The organism is Aliamphritea spongicola, from assembly GCF_017051665.1.
Lineage (GTDB): Bacteria > Pseudomonadota > Gammaproteobacteria > Pseudomonadales > Balneatricaceae > Amphritea > Amphritea spongicola.
Genome location: NZ_JAFIDL010000060.1, coordinates 1 through 323, shown reverse-complemented (window position 1 = coordinate 323; position 323 = coordinate 1). Strand labels below are relative to the sequence as shown.

At 57.9% G+C, this 323-nt stretch carries 1 protein-coding gene; it reads left to right on the top strand.

The annotated features are described in order from the left end of the window. Window positions 1-31 precede the first annotated feature (31 nt). Window positions 32-323 (top strand): hypothetical protein (locus tag JYB63_RS22730; RefSeq protein ID WP_205660203.1); only part of this gene is annotated, 292 nt, incomplete at its 3' end.

Here is a 323-nt window from a genome sequence, read left to right as displayed (position 1 = left end):
CACGCGTGACGAGCGGGATATGGCAGTTGGTATGGCGCAGATAGAGCTTGCCGACGAGAACGAAAACTGGTTCCTGGCAGGCCCGACCTATCCCTACACCGATAAAAACGGACACCTGGATTCAAATGGCTACCGCTGGTTTGCTGAAAAGCTCGGCGAGATTTCGTTCAGGGTGTGCGAGCTTGGCCATGACTGGAAGCCGCTGCAGCCAATCGCTGCCGTTTGTCGTGGCGTTGATGTGCTGTTGTCGATGCACACGCCGGCGCCGCCGTTGCGGTTTGCCGCGCCTTATGTTGTGAACGCGGCGCAAGAATACGCTGACA